A 16,154-nucleotide genomic window follows, 5' to 3' on the forward strand; every position below is an offset into this window, starting at 1 on the left:
GTAACTGATTTGCAGGATAATGCCGCGGCGATGGCATGGCTCATCGCCCTTCTGGCTCTCTCTCGCACCTCAAGGCTCGCGTATCCGGCACCTCTGGATCTGCGCGATTGAACACGGATTGTACAGATGCCTCATCCCAAGGCCCCGAATCCGCCGATACTGCTTTTCAAGCGCATCGGTACGCACTTGCGCAACCCGAACAAGGCAAAACAGCAATGGACGCAGCACCACGAACAAGCAAAATTTCCGCGATTTTCGCCAGGATATCGCTCGGCATCAGCGGCATGATCGGGGCTATCTGGAGCATCTTCACCTACCTTTTCCCGGACCCGGCCGTTCTTGGCCTCAGCATTGACTTCATCAACTGGAAGACACTGGTCATTATCGTCGGCACCGGTATGGTGATAAGCGGGCTGTACATCGCAATCATGGCCAGAAAGCTTCCATCGCCGCTCAAGCTCGGCGTGTGGCTGGCGCTGTCACTGTTTCTCTGCGCGGTGTTCTTCAAACTGGGCGGCGAATACGCTAAACCTTCGGTCGATTTCGCCCGCGGTCAAACACTGTTCACCGAGAATGAAAGCGCCAACCTGTTCGGCAAACGCTCCGAGACGGTCGACAACGTGAGTATGGAGTTGCTGGGTTGTGATCAGAATGGCCAGTCGCCTACCTGCATGCTGGAGCTGACCAACAAAAGTACAGACCGCGACTTCCGTTTTCTGAACCCGATCAGCCTGTTCGAAGAAACAGGCGGCGCTCTGGGCCTTTCGCAACTGCGTGTCGGCGATGCGAAATACGACCGCTGGGACAGCTTCCAGTTGATCCGTAACGTCCCTACCCGCGTGACGCTGATCTTTGAAGCGGCCAAGGGCCGGGTCAAGCAGTCACCTGCTTTGAAGCTGACCTTCCGTGATCGCGAGAACAAGGACAACGTGCTCAAGTTCAACGAGGTCAAGGTCAATTAAGTAGCAAACATAGAGGGTGCGTCGTCTTGAGTATGACGACGCACGCATTCGCTACCGGACTGACTGCTGCAGCCAGTTAGCCAAGTCAATGACTTCGGCTTCGTTGATGCTGTGCCCCAGCCCTTCATACCCATGAAATTGCGGTGACAGGCCAAGCGACTTCAGCGTGGCTTCGGCTTGCGGGCCGCTGGCGTAGGCCACCTGGCGATCCTGTACCCCGTGACCGATGAAGACGTTCAGGCGCTTGAGGTCATCAGAGGCTTTTAGCTCGGACTGCACCACTGGCAACAACCGCCCGCTCAACGCCGCAATCCCCCCTACCAGCTTGGGCTGACGCAGAGCGACTTCGTAGCTCATCATCGCGCCCTGGCTGAACCCGACCAGAAACACCTTGCCCGGCTGCGTGTGGAACTTGCCGGTGGCCTGGGTGATGAATGCGCTCAACTGCTTGCCGCTGCTCTTGAGGTCTTCGGTCACGCCATCGTAGTCAGGCACGCCTGGTTTCTGGGTGAACCACTTGTAACTGTCAGCGCGCAATTCCACTGGAGCCTGCACCGACAGGTAGTTGTAACCGGCCGGAAGATGTTCCTTGAGCCCGAACAAGTCAGCCGCATTACTGCCGTAGCCATGAATGAAGATCACCAGCGGCCGGTTCGGGGTTTCGACGTTGACCTGTGCCAGGTAATCCAGCGGCAGATCAGTGTGCAGGGTGTCCTGCGCCTGCGCCATGCCGGCAACGGCAAACAGCAAGGCAGTGAAAAATTTCAGCATCGGTTCATTACCTCTGTTTGACGCTGTCAGCAAGCAGCGTCGTGAGTGGGCTCGGAAGCAGAAACTGACACAGCCTCAGTTCTGCATGCTGGTCCGCGAAACTTCCGGCTTGATCAACTGCATCTGCTGACGGTAGTCATCCGTCACCTGACGTGCCTGGCTACTGCTGGTGATGACTCGCGGCGTGATCAGCACGATCAGCTCGGTACGGCCCTTGGACTTACTGGTACTGCCGAACAGCCACCTCAAGCCCGGAATGCGTCCCAGATACGGCACAGCGTTGACCGTCTCGGCGTTATCCTGCTTGATCAAACCGCCCAGCAGCACGGTCTGGCCACTCTGCGCGGCCACCTGCGTAGCGACCGAGCGCGTGGAGATACGCGGATTGCCGTTGGCGTCGTTGTTAGTGGAATTGGTGTCGGCGCTACTGACCTGCTGCTGAATGTCCATGTACACCAGTCCGCCCGGATTGATGCGCGGCACGACGTCGAGAATCACACCGGTCTGCACATATTCGACGCTGCTCAATGTGGTGTTGGTGGAGGTGTTAGTGTTGATCGAAGTCTGGCTGATCGGGATGTTGTCACCAACCTGAATCTGCGCCTGCTGGTTGTTCATCACCACCAGCGATGGTGCCGACAGGACCTGGGTTCGACCATTGGTTTCCAGCGCACGTAAGGCGACCTGCAAGTTGTTGCTGACAAAGGAGTAGAAGAACGCGTCAGTAGAAGCAAGCGCAGCCCCGCCGGTACCAATCGCACCCTGACTGCCCGCAGTGTTGGTCACGTTGCCGGTTGTACCCGAGTTGCCCGCCAAGCGTCCCAGATACCACTGCACGCCCATGTCCAGCTCGCCAGTCAGCGAGACTTCCAGAATGCGCGTCTCGATTTGCACTTGTAGCGGCGGATTGTCGAGGCGCTTGATCGCCGACTCGATTTCCTTCCACTGCGCCGGACGGGTGCGTACCAGCAACTGGTTGCTGCTCTTCTGCGCAGTGATGCGCGTGCTGGCGTCCAGCGACTTGCTGTTGCCGTTCGCGCCTCCACCTTCCTGGCTGGCCGAATCCGATTCACCGCCGCTCTGATCGTCGCTCTCGGATTCACTGTCGCCACTGTTCTGGCTGTTGTTCATGCCCTGGCTGTTGCCAAAGCCGCCGCCATTACTCATGCCACCGCCGTTGCTGCCCAGCCCGTTGGAACTGCTCATGCCGCCAACACCGCTGCCGCCATTGGAGTTGAGCGATGACAAGGTGGTTGTGCGCAGCCCCGGCGCGACCTTGGCTGCCGAGTCTTCCTTGATGGCACCCGACCCGTAGATCTGCCGCAGGTATTTGGCCAGATCGGTAGCTTTCATGTTGCGCACGTCGTACACGTACATCTGCGGCTCGTTACCGCCGCCTTCATCGATGGTATGAATCCACTCGCCGACTTCGCGCAGGTATTCAGGCTGCGAGGAAATCGCCACCACCGAATTGGTCCGCTCGATCGGCAGGAAACGCACCATGCCCGCCAGCGGCATGCCGCTCTCCGGACCGAACATTTTCTGCAACTCAGGCATCAGTTCACCGACCGAGGCACGTTGCAGACCGAATACGCCGACCGACATGCCCTTGAGCCAGTCCACATCGAACGTGTCGATGGTGTCCTGATAGTTGGACAGCTCTTCGGGCGTACCCGCCAGGCTCAGTACATTGCGCGCCGGATCAACCAGCAGGAACGCGTTTTCCCGGGCGAACGGCTTGAGCAGCTTCTGCATTTCGGTCGCCGAGATATAACGCAACGGGAACAACCGCGCCGACATGCCCGCAGACGGTTGCGCCACCGGCATTTCCGGCACCAGCTTGCCGGCAACGGCCTGATTCGAGGGCAGGATCACATAGCGATTGCCCTGTTTGATCATGGCGTTGTCGGTCCAGGACAGCAACGTTTCAAGAATCGACAACGCTTGCTGCTTGTTGACCGGCTTGGAGGTCGAGAAGCTGACATCGCCCTTTACACCTTGGGCAATGCTGTAATTCTCGTGCAGCAGATCACCCATGATGCTGTTGATCACCGCCTGAATCGGCTGATTGGTGAAATTGAAGACGATGTCACCGGTTTCGGCCGGACGCGCCGCCGGAGCAGCAGCGGGCTGGCGGATGAAACGCTGGTTGCCCTTGATGATCTGGCGCTGCGGCGAGCTCGCCGGTTGCTGTGAAGGTGGCTCGACTGGCGGTCGTTCGCTGCGCGGGTCTACCGGCGGGCGTTGTGAACCGGTTCCCTGGAGCGCTTCCTGCAGCATGCCATTGTCGGGATCGAGAGTGTCGGGCTTTGACGCGCAGCCGCCTAGGGCGACGGCAGTAGCCAGGCAAAGCAAGGGTGTGCGCAAGGTAGCGATGGCAGAAACTCCAGAAAAGGTACCCATCACAGGGTGGAATCGTTGGTTAAGGTAATCGGCGGTGTACTCGACGGCGGCGGCAGACGCAACGCGGGCAGGCGTAGCATTTGCGTACGGCCATCGAGTTGAAAGGTGGCCTGGGTAGGCTCCAGACGGTCCAGCGTCCAGCCGTTGGGCAGGCGATCGCCCTGACGGATCTTCAACGCTGGACCGCTGGCTTGTTTGATCAGTGCGACACGCAGCGAGCCGTCCATGATCACCCCGGTCAGGGTCAGGCCGGCCAGGCTGGTGGCCTGCGCGTCGGCTTTGCGAACCGTCACATCCGGGCTGCGGTCAGGACTGAACAGCGGGGTTTTCCAGGTATTGGCCAGGCTGTCCAGCGTCGCCGACGGCGCATTGTGGGTCTGCGCCTTCTGATCGATCGGGTTGCGCGGTGCCTGCTCCGGCAGCCAGTCGGGCGAGTGTGCAGCGCCACTGAAAATCAGGGCGATCAGCCCCGCCAGCAGCGCGGCCAGAGCCAGTAGCGACCACTCCAGCGGGCGTAAGGAACCGATCATTGCTCACCCTCCCCGGCGCTGGCCGGTTGCAGGTAGCCGCGCACCAGCAGGTGCACCACCAGTTTGCCGGCGGCACCGCTGGCCGGAGCATTGGCATCACGACGCATACTCATCTCGTCAATGAACAGAAACGGGCGCTGGTACTCCAGCGCATGCAGAATGGCCGTCAGTGGTTCGATAGCGCAGTTCAGGGTCAGGCTGACCTTGACCTGCCGATACGGCTCGGCGCTGTCCTGCTCTGGCGTGATCGGCATGCGTTGGGTCAGCTCGCAGCCGCCGCCGGTGCTGGCCTGACTGCTGATCAGGTCGGCAATACGCTGCATCAGATCCGCCGCCACAGCGCTCGGGTCTTCGCCCGGCAACAAGCTGGTGCTGCTGGCCGGGTCACGACGGGCCTGTTCCAATTGCTCACGCAATGAGTCGCCCTGCTGCAGAAGGCCGGCGTAACGCTGCTGCTGTTCGCGCAACTGGTCGGTCTGCTCGCTGATGTCGCGCAAGGGTCCGGCGAACCAACTGTCGATCAACAGCCAATAAGCCAGGCACAGCACCAAGGCAAGAATCATCAGGGCCGCGCCCCGCCGCTCACGGCTTGTCAGTGGACGGCGCATCGGCGTTCTCCTGATGCTGGTTCTGGTGCAAATGCGCACGCAGTGAATACTGATCCTTGCCGGTCTTGGTGTCGGGCTGGATCACGCCCTGAAACTGCGCGTTGTCCAGACTGTGACAATCCTTGACGCGGCCGATCAGGGCACTGGCCTTGGCGCTTTGCCCGGAAAACGCGACTTCGGCGCTGTCACTGATTTCCAGATGCTCGATCCAGGTGTCCGAGGGCAGGCAAGCGGTCAATTCACTGAGCAGCGCCGACAGCGGCGGTTGCGCAGCCTTGCGGCGGATCAGGTAATTGGCTGCGCCCAGCGTGTTGGTCAACTGCTGACGCAGCTGTTGAATCTCACCCACCTGGGCCTTCTGCGCCTGGACACTGGCCTGCATGTCATCGAGCAGACTCTGCCGGTCATTCAGCCACAACAGCATGGCGCTCAGCAGCAAACCGGCACACAGCCAGAGCAGCCAGCGCTGCAAACGATGACCGGAGTGCGATTGCTGCGGGCGCAGTGGCATCGGCAACAGGTCGATGCCCATACGCTGCCCGCCAGTACCCATGGCGGCAGTCCCCATGTCAGTGACGACATCTACCGCATCGGGACGCAAACCGCGCTCGGCGCACTCACTGAGTATCGCGTCCAGCCGCTCGCGCAATATCGCCACCAGTGTGACCTGCACAAAGCTGGCGCTGCGACTGTCCTGACGGGCCACAAAATACAACTGGCCAGCGTCGAACGGGGTGAAGCGGTCCAGCTCGTAACCGACGACAGTCGACAGATTGCGCGCCGCGGCAGCTGGCAGTTGCAGGGGCTGCACCAGCACCGCCGACGCTGGCAGCAACAACACACGTCGTGCCTGAGGCGATGCATCGGGCAGCGGCTCGACCAGCGGCCAGACGTGCGCCTGCTCCAGGGTCTCGCGGCCCAGCCAGCGACGCACACGCGGCGGCAGGCAGGCGCGAAGCTCCGCGACCCACCATTGCCAACCGTGTTGCGCCGGACTGCCACGCCACTGCCGGGCGACCTGTTCGCGTAACGCGTAGACAGGCGCCAGACGTGCAGAAACTGATGAATTCATTCTTGCCAACGCAACACCCTGTAGGGCTGTGCGCCTCCCTCCGATGGGCTCAATAAAACAGTGGTTTGTAACAGGGCAGTCACACCGCCCGGTCGTTCTGCGCGGCTGTCGATGGCCAGCACTTCACCTGGATCGGCCCCGACCGCGCTCTGGTTCGGCAGGTTCAAGGCCCGTCGCAGCAACGCCGAAGCGAATGCCGGGTCGGGCCGATACAGGCCGCTCCATAATGTTATTTCCGGCAACAGCCGGGCATAAAGCGCCTGACTCATGCCCGGCAACTGGCGTACTTCCTCAACCACCCGCAACGGTGACTGACCGCCGTTGCGCTGTTCTTCCAGCACCTGGGCAATACCGCTGGCCTGATTCTTAGCTGCGCCGCAGGCCTGCAACAGCCGCGATATATCCGCCACCGGCGCGCTGTTGAGGTCCAGCTTGCCGCGCTCGCTCCTGATGCTGACGAGCAATTGCGTATCATCCATCCGCAACGACACCAGACGCCCATCGGCAATCCAGCGTTTGCGCTGCGCAGGATCAAGCAAACCCTGCACAGCCATATTCATGCCAGCTTCGGCGGCCATCAGTGCCTGAGTGTTCTGGCGCAACCAGAGTGCCTGCCGGCTTTCCAGTTGCACCCACCCAGCCAACCCGCCGAGCAGCAGGCTCAACAGCGCGAGCACCCAAAGCACCACCAGCAGCGCAACACCACGCTGCTGTCGACTGGCTATATTCATTCGCCGCCCGCCCCACCGGACAGGTCCAGACGCAAAGCGACTACTTCAGGGACCCACTTCACCGCCCCGCTGGTCTTCAGGTCGATCCTTACAGCACCGGGCAAACGATTCGGCCAGGGCCATTCGGCCATCCAGCCTGTCGGCTTGCCCTTGGGGGTCAGCCCGCGATAACTGAACGTCAGTGACTCGACGTTTTGCAACAACACCTGAGGCTCACCCCAAGGTTTCAGGGCAATGCCGTTTGCACCAGACTGGACCTGAGCAAAAGAGACTTGCAAAGACCGATGGCCTTGCGGCCCTCCAAGTTCCAGGCTGTGCACCTGTATGCCACCGCCCAGCTCACCGGGCAACGTGGCGACAAAGCGCAACTGCTGCGCCGAGCCTTCAAAAAAACCGCTGTTGACGTCGTCTTCGGCAGACGTATCCAGCGGCAGGGCCTGACCAATCGAGCTACGCAGAAACGCCTGCGCGGCGCGGACTTCGTCCAGGTTCACGGTGTAACGTTCGGCCTTGAGCACCGCACGGTTGGCACCCAGCAGCGCCCCCGCAACCAACACCAGCAGCACGCCCAACAGACTGATCACCAACAGTACTTCCAGCAGCGTGAAACCACGCTGGGTACGGGTCATGATCCGGCCCCGCTGACAGCGCCGCGCAGTTTAAGCGTACTGAACTGCGCTTTGCGCTGGTGCTCGCTGAGCATCAGGTCGAGGCGAAACATCCGTGCCTCACCATTGGCACCCGACAGTTGACGGATATCCAGGGTCCAGTCGATGCCTGCGAGTGTTCCCTGACGCGTACCGTTTTCCAGTGGGCCGGCGCTTTCTTGATCCATAATCGTGCGTGCTGCATGGCTGATCCGGTCACTGCGCGAAACATGTTGCAGGGAGCGAGCGCTCTGCCCGAATGCAACCAGCAGAACGCCGCTGCACACTGCCATAACGGTCAATGCAGCAAGCATCTCCAGCAGGGTGAACCCCGACTGCGATGTTTTCATTAAAGCGACCGTACCTGAACGCTACCGGTCAGCCAGCCAATATCAATACGCCAGCGCCGGTCGCCGTCGGCGACAACCACGTTGCCGCCACTGGAACCGCCATCCGGGTAGAACTCCACGGACGAGCCGAGATCCGACGCGGTCTGCATGGTCACATGCAGATTTTCAGGCCAGTGCACCTCACGCTTGCCGGGCGCCTTGAAAGTCGCCTTGCGCAGATTGAACTCGGTGCGCGCAGGCTGACCGGTAACAATCGCGCGCACTCTGGTTGCCCTTAGCGCCTCGACCATGTCGCCGACCGCGCGTCGCTCACTGGCGGTACTCAAACCCTGTTGCAGACCGAAACCCACCAGACCGACGGCAATGCTCATCAACACCAGCACTACCAGCATTTCCATGAGGGTAAAACCCCGGCTTGCGACAGGCGTTCTCATGCTGAACGTTACTCCCAGTTGCCCAGGTCGGCGCTGTACCCTTCGCCGCCCGGCTGACCGTCCTGGCCGTAGAAAATCAGGTCGAAACTGCCGTGCTGGCCCGGGAAGCGGTAGCCGAACGCGTGGCCGAACGGGTCTTTAAGGTCCGAAGGCTTGGCGTAAGGGCCATTCCAGTTCGAGGCGTTGCCCGGTCTCTCGGTCAATTGCTGCAAAGTCTTGGGTGGCGAACCGACGTCCAGCGCATAGCTTTCGATCTTCATGCCCAGGCTGGCCAACTGAGCCTTGCCTGCGCCGTATTTGCCCTTGTCGACGTTGCCACCTACCTGGCGCACGACGATGGTCGCAACGATGCCCAGCAATACGATAACCGCGAGCATTTCCAGCAAAGTGAAACCGCCCTGTCGGCGTGCGGGTTTGAAGCGTGTGCGGCTAAAAGTCATCGGAGTGGTTTCCTCTTTCATGGATTCAGATATTGCTGGTCAGGCTCATCAGCGGCAGCATGATCGCCAGCATGATCACCGCGACCATGCCCGCCATAACCACCGTCAGCGCCGGTACGAGCGCGGCCAGCATGCGGTCGATACCGCGCTTGGCCTCGACGTCGAACACATCGGCGACCTTCATCAGCATGGTGTCCAGTTCGCCCGCCTGTTCGCCGACCTCGATCATTTGCAGCGCCAGATCCGGCAGCAGCGGTTGCGCGCCGAACGCACTGGCCAGCGTGCCGCCGCCCTTCACCGACTCGGCAGCCTGCTCCACCTGCGCCTGCAAGGCGCGGTTGGTGCAGACCTGGCGAGCGATCACCAGCGCCTGCAACAACGCCACTCCATTGGTCAAAAGCGTGCCAAGCGTTCGAGTCAGACGCGCTGCTTTGATGCGTTGCAGCAAGGGACCGATTACCCGAATGCCGAGTATGCGGCGGTCGCGGCGTTCACGGCGCTGTGGGTCGCGCATGCGAATGGCCATGCCCCAGATCAGCGCGATCAGGCCCGCCAGAACAGCCAGGCCGTAGTTGCTCAAAAATTGTCCGAGGTTGAGAATGACCTCGGTGATCAACGGAATCGGCACGCCGAGATCCTTGAAGATCGGTACGAATTGCGGCACTACATAAGCCAGCAACAGGGCCAGCGAGCCCAGTACGCCGACCACCAGAAAGGCCGGATAGATCAGCGCGTTGATGACCTCGCCACGCAGCAGCTGACTACGTTCAAGGTAATCACTCAATTGACGCAGCGTGCTTTCCAGCGCGCCCCCGGCTTCACCGGCGCGGACCATGCTTATATAAAGTGGCGAAAACTGTGTGCCCTCTTCTTCCAGCGCAACGGACAATGGCTTGCCGGCCTTGACCTGTTCGCGGATGCGCTCGATCAATGCCTTGGTCTGCGGTTGTCCAGGCTGTTTGAGCAGAATTCCAAGAGATCGTTCCAACGGCTGTCCGGCACCGAGCAACGTTGCGAGCTGCTGCGTGAAACTGACCAGCGCTGCCCCATTGAGCAAGCCGCTGCCCAGTGCGCGGCGCAACCCGCCCATACCGGCCGCGTCAATCTGCAAGACCATCAGGCCACGTTTTTGCAGCGCGGCGATTGCAGCATCCTGGTCGCGGGCTTCCAGCGTGCCGTTCTGCGACGCACCTTGAGCATCCAGTGCGCGGTACTTGAACAGGCTCATGTGCCTTCACCTCGGGTGACGCGCAGCACTTCCTCCAGCGAGGTCACCCCGGCCACGGCCTGGCGCAGGCCCTCTTCATGCAGCGTGCGCAAGCCGCCACGTCGGGCAGCTTCTTCCAGAGTCGACGCATCGGCGTGGCGCATCAACAGACTGCGCAGCTCTTCGTTCATGACCAGCAACTCGGTGATTGCACTGCGCCCCCGGTAACCGCCGCCAGGTGCATCGGCACGCGGGCGATACAGGCGAATCGGGCGTTCGTCAGTGAAGCGCTCCAGCCCGTGCTCGGCAATCAACTCCGGCGGCGCATCGAAGGCTTCCCGGGTTGCCGGATCAAGACGGCGGACCAGACGCTGGGCCAGAATGCCGTTGACCGTCGAAGCGATCAGGTAGCTTTCGACGCCCATGTCCAGCAGACGGGTAATACTCGCCGCCGCGCTGTTGGTGTGCAGCGTCGAGAGCACCAGGTGACCGGTCAACGAGGACTGAATGGCGATACGGCAGGTTTCCAGGTCACGCATCTCACCGATCATGATGACATCCGGGTCCTGACGCACGATGGAGCGCAGTGCCCCGGCGAAGTCCAGGCCGATGGAAGGCTTGACCTGAATCTGATTGATGCCCTCGAGCTGATACTCGACCGGGTCTTCGACGGTGATGATCTTGCGCTCGGCGGTATTGAGCCGTGAGAGCGCAGTATAAAGAGTGGTGGTCTTGCCGGAGCCGGTCGGCCCGGTGACCAGCAGAATGCCGTGCGGACGCTCCAGCACGTCGAGAAATTCATCCAGCCGCTCGCCGTCGAAACCCAGGCTGGGGAAATCGAAATTGATGGTCTGCCGGTCCAGCAAACGCATGACCACCGATTCGCCGAAGCTGGTGGGCACCGTAGACACCCGCAGGTCCAGCTCCTTGCCCTGGATGCGCAGCATGATCCGGCCATCCTGCGGCAGACGACGCTCGGCGATGTCCAGCCGCGCCATGATCTTCACCCGGGAAATAACCGCCGCCGAAGAACTGGACGGTGGCGCTTCGGCCTCATGCAACACGCCGTCGATGCGATAGCGCACTTTTAGCTGGCTCTCGAACGGCTCGATATGAATGTCCGACGCACGCTGTTCGACCGCGCGTTGCAGAATCAGGTTGACCAGACGAATGACCGGCGCTTCGGAGGCCAGATCCTTGAGGTGCTCGATGTCTTCCAGCGAGCCGCCCTCCTCATCCAGGTTCTCGATCAGGGTGCCCATTGCCGAGCGGCCCTGTCCGTAATAACGCTCAATAAGGGTTTCGACTTCATTGCGCGGCCCGATGGACAGCCGCACCGGCACTTCGCAGGCATAAGCGATGGCCTGGAACGGGTACAGCGTACCGGGGTTGGCGCTGAGCACTTGCAGCCCTTGATCGCTCCAGCCTACGGGCACGACTTGATAGTGGCGCATGAAGCGCTCGGTCAAAGGCGGCAAGGGGTCGAGCAGCGGCGGCACAGCGTCAGCAAGTAGCAGCGGTGCCTGCAACAGGGCTGCCCATGCGCGGGCCAGTTCAAATTCGGAAATCAGACCCAGACGAGTCAACAGCCCGAGCAGCTCGGTGCCTTCAGACTCCTGCTGCAAACGTTGCGCCCGCTCCAGATCGGCCATTTTCAGACCCGCGTGCTCGGTCAGCCAGGCGCAAACCTGCGCGGCATCCGGAATGAGGAGGCGGGAAACATCGACGGGAACTGGCGGCATGAATGAGGGCATTTTGCTACTTCGGAGGGACATGTTACAGCACTCTCCGACAGGAAAGTGCTGTGTTAAAAGGCTTCAAACGATCAGTTTGACTGCTTTTGAGGGGTTGCGTTCTGCGGGCGACCACCTTTTGTCGTTTCGGTCTTCTGGTTTTGCGCCTTCTGCGCTGCCTTGGCGTCCTGGGTCTGAGTCATGACCGTCGAATCGCTTGCACCGGATGTTGCATCGTCATCGGTCGCTTCAGCGGCAACTACTGCACCACTAAGGGCCAGACCCAGAACAACGCCCGCACTGATTACAGAGAATTTCATCGTAGTTAACTCCACAGAAAAAAGAAGTGAATTCTGCAAAAGGCAGAAATCGGATAAAGACCGGGCAAGAAATAGCGTACAGCACGCATCGCAACTTGCGAGCTGTCTTTCTTCGTCCTGAAAAATCTTAAACCCATCGAACAGTAGGTTTAACAAGAGCTCCTAAATTGTAAAGAAAAAATACGAAATGAAAGAAAAATACGCTTTTATTTGACATTTATGCCTTGTTTTAGGGTTAATTGTAACTGTTTTGATATTCAAAGTGCCACCATGCGATAGCAATTTGATGGCTTTCGAGAAGTAGAAAAGATAATAAATAAAACATCGAAACAGTAATTAAACAGCCATAAGTCGCTCCCCTGTTAAGAGGGGAAAAAACGCGACAGCGGGCAACTTTTGCCCGGAGAAAAGAGTAAGCCGCAAAGGCAAATGACGACGAGTTAGTCCTTCGCACGTGCGCAGGCAACCAGTTAATTGAAACGTAGTTGGAGAGCAATATGAACAAGCGAAAGATGATAGGCGCGCACTCGGCGCTGGCCTTGCTGGCATTGGCAGTATCCCAGGTGCACGCCGCTGACCCTACTGTGCAACAAGGTCGCGAGGACCGCGCTGAAAAAGCCGCGCAGAAGACCCTGGCGAAGATGACCATGGAAGAAAAGCTGGCCTACATCGGCGGCACCGGCGGCTGGGATGTCAAGCCGCTGACCAACTACGGCGTTCCGCAGATTCACGGTGCCGACGGCGGCGTGGGCGTGCGCTACACCAGCGAAGGCAACGATCAGGGCGTGGTCTATCCGTCCGGCCCTAACCTGGCAGCCACCTTCAACCCGCGTCGTGCCATCGACCTCGGCCGTGCGCTGGGCTATGACACTGCCGTCGGCGGCTACCAGTTCATCACTGGCCCCGGCGTCAACCTGTACCGCATGCCTTACGGCGGCCGCGCGTTCGAATACCTCTCCGGTGAAGACCCGTTCCTGGGTGCCAGCCTGGCACCGGGCGTCATCAACGGTATCCAGTCTCGTGGTGTATGGGCCAACGCCAAGCACTACGCGGCCAACGACCAGGAAAGCAACCGCTTCAACCTGGACCAGAAGATGCCAGAGCGCGTCCTGCGCGAAATGTCGCTGCCTGCATTCGAGTCGTCCTCGAAGAACGGCAACGTTGCGATGATGATGTGCGCCTTTCAGAAAGTGAACGGTGATTTCGCTTGCGAAAGCGAGCACCTGATCGCGCAGATCCTGAAAAAGGAATGGGGCTTCAAGGGCTTCGTACAGAGCGACTACAACGCTGTCGTGCACGGCTTCGAAGCCGCCCGCGCCGGGGCCGATCTGGACATGATGGGCTACCAGATGAACAGCTCCGTGCTGAAGCCTCATCTGGACGCCGGTGACCTGAGCGCTGCGACCATCGACGACAAGGTCCGCCGCATCCTCAAGCAGATCTACCTGTACAAGTTCGACAGCAAGACGCCGCTGACCACGCACAACATGAACAGCTCGACCAGCAACAAGGTTGCTCTGAATGCTGCACGTGAAGGCATCGTGCTGCTGAAAAACCAGGGCGATCTGTTGCCGCTGGACAAGCAGAAGGTCAAGAAAATCGCCGTTGTCGGCACCCTGGCCAAGTACTCGCCACCGACCGGTTTCGGCAGCGCCAACGTCATGGCCAGCCATTACGTCAGCGAATTGAGCGGTCTGCAACAAATCGCGCCCAACGCCAAAGTCGACTTCATCGAAGGCCTGTCGCTGGACCCAAGCACCAGTGCCTGGACCACCACCGACGCAACTGGCAATGAAGTCCAGGGCATGAAAGTCGAGTACTTCAGCAACACCAACTGGTCTGGTGATGCAGCGGTCACCGTACCGAGAAGCATGTCGACCTGGACTGGGCCAACGACAAGAACCTGCCGTTCGAAAGCAACACTTCGACGTCCGATCCGTACACCAGCAAAGGTTCGACCGCTGGCGAACTGAATGGCGATACATCGTCGACTTCGATTCGCTACACCGGCAAGGTCACCCCGACCCAGAGCGGCGAGCAGGTGTTCAAGGTTCGTGCCGACGGCGCCGTGCGTCTGTGGGTCAACGGCAAGAAAATCATCGACAACGGTGACGGCAAGCCATTGCCGGGCAACAGCATCCCGCCGACCATTCCAGAGTTCGCCAAGATCAATCTGGAAGCTGGCCAGTCTTACGATGTGAAGCTCGAGTACTCGCGTCGCGCCGGTTACCTGTCGACCATGGGTGGCCTGGTAGGTGTGCAGCTGAGTTCGGCTTCGCTGAACGCTCCTCAGGACCTGTCCGGCTACGATGCGGTCGTGGTTGCAGTGGGTAACAGCAACGAATACGAAGGTGAAGGTTTCGACCACAGCTTCGATCTGCCTGAGTTCCAGAACGAGCTGATCCAGAACATCGCCAAGGTCAACCCGAACACCGTGGTGACCATGTATGGCGGTACGGGTCTGAAGATGAGCGACTGGATCGAACAGGTTCCGGTAGCGCTGCATGCCTTCTACCCGGGTCAGAACGGTGGTCAGGCCCTGGCCGAGATCCTGTTCGGCAAGGTCAACCCATCGGGCAAGCTGCCGATCAGTATCGAACGCAACATCGAAGATAACCCGGCTTACGCTTCCTTCCCGAAATTCGACAATCAGAACACTCTGACCGACATGGATTACAAGGATGACCTGATGCTGGGTTATCGTGGTTACGAGAAGAAAGGCATCAAGCCGCTCTACCCGTTCGGTTACGGCCTGTCGTATACCACGTTCGGTTACAGCAACATCAAAGTGACGCCGGGCGTTGCGGTGGGCAATACGCCGATCAAGGTGTCCTTCGATCTGACCAACACCGGCAAGGTTGGCGGTTCTGAAGTCGCTCAGCTGTACGTGGGCCAGCAGAACCCGAAAGTCGAGCGTCCGATCAAGGAACTCAAAGGCTACAAGAAAGTGTTCCTCAAGCCGGGCGAAAGCAAGCGCGTGACCATTGAGCTCAATGATCGCTCGCTGGCCTACTTCGACGTTAAAACCAATCAGTGGGTGGTTGATGCCGACACCTTCAACCTGTCGCTCGGTGGTTCGTCGCAGGACATCCGCCTGAACGCCAAGCTGGTCAACTCGTTCCGTCAGGAACTGTCGACCACCACCAGCAACCCGCTGCCACGCTCCGCTCTGAACTCGGTTCTGGTCGAGAAACCACCGATCAAGACCGGCGGTGTATTCAAGCAGACCGTCGAGTAAGCGTTAGCTGACTGAAGGGTAAACGGACAAATAAAGGCTCAGGGACGAGCCCTTACCGCTGCATCGACCTGCGCAATGTAGGTATCGAAACACTCGACCAGGTCCACCTGATCGGGAAAGCGTAACCACTGAATCTGCAAGCCATCCATCATCGCCAGAATCTGCCGGATGATCTTGTCCAGATCCACATCCGCACGCACCTCCCCGCGCTCCACCAAACCTGCAAACTGTCCCATCAAGTGCGCGTGAATACGCTCGTAGCGCGTCTGGAACCATTCAAAGGCTGGCTGGTTTTCCAGCAGACTTTCAGCATTGAGAATCGAAAAGGCACGCACCACGCCGGGCGCCGTGGCGTTTGAACGGTTGATTGCGCGCAGGCCGCCAAGCAGGCCGGTCAACGTGTTGTCGGTGCGCACCTCGGCAGCAATTCGGCTATTGACCTCATCGCGTCGGTCCAGCACGCCCATCAACAGCGAAATCTTGCTGGGAAAATGGTGCAGCAGCCCGGCGACGGAAATACCGACAATGGCCGCTACCTTAGCCACCGAAGCGCCGGTATAGCCCTCAAGGGAAAACACTTGCAAGGCCGCATCAAGCAGCTCTTTGCGGCGCTTTTCACCCTTTGGCGCGCGCCGCTGCCGGGTGACTGCCGTGCCCGTTTCCGTGGGGTCATGCAGAGTCATATCAGGCTCCTTCTTGAACAGCCGC

At 59.8% G+C, this 16,154-nt stretch carries 15 protein-coding genes and 1 pseudogene; 2 read left to right on the plus strand and 14 right to left on the minus strand.

The annotated features are described in order from the left end of the window. The first annotated feature begins 215 nt into the window (after positions 1 to 215). Complete coding sequence (locus tag LJU29_RS16345; RefSeq protein WP_005745663.1) at positions 216 to 962, plus strand: hypothetical protein; 747 nt, start codon at positions 216 to 218, stop codon at positions 960 to 962. A 51-nt stretch (positions 963 to 1,013) separates the two neighbouring features. Here the strand turns inward: LJU29_RS16345 and LJU29_RS16350 are convergent, their stop codons facing one another. The 13 genes from LJU29_RS16350 to LJU29_RS16410 form a co-directional block, all read right to left on the minus strand. After that, entirely contained in the window at positions 1,014 to 1,733 is a 720-nt protein-coding gene (locus LJU29_RS16350) for an alpha/beta hydrolase (protein WP_005755696.1), read from the minus strand. A gap of 75 nt (positions 1,734 to 1,808) precedes the next feature. Then, positions 1,809 to 4,136, minus strand: a complete 2,328-nt coding sequence (gene gspD / locus LJU29_RS16355) for a type II secretion system secretin GspD (protein ID WP_005745666.1) — start codon at positions 4,134 to 4,136, stop codon at positions 1,809 to 1,811. Continuing rightward, positions 4,136 to 4,666: a type II secretion system protein, XpsN-like gene (locus LJU29_RS16360; protein ID WP_005755690.1), complete on the minus strand. Its 531-nt coding sequence runs from the start codon at positions 4,664 to 4,666 to the stop codon at positions 4,136 to 4,138. The genes gspD and LJU29_RS16360 overlap by 1 nt, the downstream gene beginning before the upstream one ends. Further along, the gene (gspM, locus tag LJU29_RS16365) at positions 4,663 to 5,274 is read right to left on the minus strand and encodes a type II secretion system protein GspM (RefSeq protein WP_005745668.1); all 612 of its coding nucleotides are present in this window, start codon (positions 5,272 to 5,274) and stop codon (positions 4,663 to 4,665) included. Before gspM ends, LJU29_RS16360 begins: the two co-directional genes overlap by 4 nt. Then, on the minus strand, positions 5,249 to 6,346 hold the full coding sequence (locus tag LJU29_RS16370) for a type II secretion system protein GspL (RefSeq protein WP_004665667.1): 1,098 nt from the start codon (positions 6,344 to 6,346) through the stop codon (positions 5,249 to 5,251). Before LJU29_RS16370 ends, gspM begins: the two co-directional genes overlap by 26 nt. Next, on the minus strand, positions 6,343 to 7,077 hold the full coding sequence (locus tag LJU29_RS16375; RefSeq protein ID WP_257110942.1) for a general secretion pathway protein GspK: 735 nt from the start codon (positions 7,075 to 7,077) through the stop codon (positions 6,343 to 6,345). Before LJU29_RS16375 ends, LJU29_RS16370 begins: the two co-directional genes overlap by 4 nt. After that, positions 7,074 to 7,706 (minus strand): type II secretion system protein GspJ, encoded by a 633-nt coding sequence (locus LJU29_RS16380; protein WP_002553960.1) that lies wholly within the window; start codon positions 7,704 to 7,706, stop codon positions 7,074 to 7,076. Before LJU29_RS16380 ends, LJU29_RS16375 begins: the two co-directional genes overlap by 4 nt. Beyond that, positions 7,703 to 8,074, minus strand: a complete 372-nt coding sequence (locus LJU29_RS16385) for a prepilin-type N-terminal cleavage/methylation domain-containing protein (RefSeq protein ID WP_257110943.1) — start codon at positions 8,072 to 8,074, stop codon at positions 7,703 to 7,705. Before LJU29_RS16385 ends, LJU29_RS16380 begins: the two co-directional genes overlap by 4 nt. Next, positions 8,074 to 8,508, minus strand: coding sequence for a prepilin-type N-terminal cleavage/methylation domain-containing protein (locus LJU29_RS16390; protein ID WP_002553962.1), 435 nt, complete (start codon positions 8,506 to 8,508; stop codon positions 8,074 to 8,076). The genes LJU29_RS16385 and LJU29_RS16390 overlap by 1 nt, the downstream gene beginning before the upstream one ends. 8 nt (positions 8,509 to 8,516) lie before the next feature. Then, complete coding sequence (gene gspG, locus LJU29_RS16395; RefSeq protein ID WP_002553963.1) at positions 8,517 to 8,948, minus strand: type II secretion system major pseudopilin GspG; 432 nt, start codon at positions 8,946 to 8,948, stop codon at positions 8,517 to 8,519. Positions 8,949 to 8,973: 25 nt separating this feature from the next. Further along, on the minus strand, positions 8,974 to 10,176 hold the full coding sequence (gene gspF, locus LJU29_RS16400; RefSeq protein ID WP_257110944.1) for a type II secretion system inner membrane protein GspF: 1,203 nt from the start codon (positions 10,174 to 10,176) through the stop codon (positions 8,974 to 8,976). Beyond that, a complete protein-coding gene (gene gspE, locus LJU29_RS16405) occupies positions 10,173 to 11,897 on the minus strand; it encodes a type II secretion system ATPase GspE (RefSeq protein ID WP_257110945.1) in 1,725 nt (574 codons plus the stop codon). The genes gspF and gspE overlap by 4 nt, the downstream gene beginning before the upstream one ends. Before the next feature lie 83 nt (positions 11,898 to 11,980). Beyond that, positions 11,981 to 12,208 (minus strand): hypothetical protein, encoded by a 228-nt coding sequence (locus LJU29_RS16410; protein ID WP_005745674.1) that lies wholly within the window; start codon positions 12,206 to 12,208, stop codon positions 11,981 to 11,983. 497 nt (positions 12,209 to 12,705) lie between these two features. On the opposite strand from LJU29_RS16410, the pseudogene LJU29_RS16415 reads away from it, so the two are divergent. Continuing rightward, positions 12,706 to 15,446 (plus strand): annotated as a pseudogene (locus LJU29_RS16415) (beta-glucosidase). Positions 15,447 to 15,484: 38 nt separating this feature from the next. On the opposite strand, the gene LJU29_RS16420 reads toward LJU29_RS16415, so the two are convergent. Further along, a complete protein-coding gene (locus tag LJU29_RS16420) occupies positions 15,485 to 16,129 on the minus strand; it encodes a TetR/AcrR family transcriptional regulator (RefSeq protein WP_002553968.1) in 645 nt (214 codons plus the stop codon). Positions 16,130 to 16,154: the final 25 nt, after the last annotated feature.

It is taken from the genome of Pseudomonas ficuserectae (genome assembly GCF_024584585.1).
Lineage (GTDB): Bacteria > Pseudomonadota > Gammaproteobacteria > Pseudomonadales > Pseudomonadaceae > Aquipseudomonas > Aquipseudomonas amygdali.